The 240-nt window shown below is 47.1% G+C and carries 1 protein-coding gene; it reads left to right on the plus strand.

All coding sequences use genetic code 11. The features are described 5' to 3' along the window. On the plus strand, window positions 1-240 hold a 240-nt coding region (locus tag LZZ90_RS14040; protein WP_237791331.1), incomplete at both ends, for a hypothetical protein.

The raw sequence follows: 240 nt of genomic DNA on the forward strand, positions 1-240 counted from the left end.
CCAACCGGAACAATTGTTGTAACAGCGCCAACCGGAGCGACTTTAGAATACAGCGTTGACGGAGTGACTTATCAGTCAACATTGATTTTCTCCGGATTAACTTCAGGGAATTACAATGTGACGGTTCGTGATACGGTTACGGGTTGTGTTTCTTCTGCAACGGCAGTAACGGTTAATCCGATTCCTGCTAATCCAGCAGCACCAACGGCAAGTGCGACAGTTCAACCGACGTGTATTACA

Source organism: Flavobacterium sp. SM15 (assembly GCF_022012335.1).
Lineage (GTDB): Bacteria > Bacteroidota > Bacteroidia > Flavobacteriales > Flavobacteriaceae > Flavobacterium.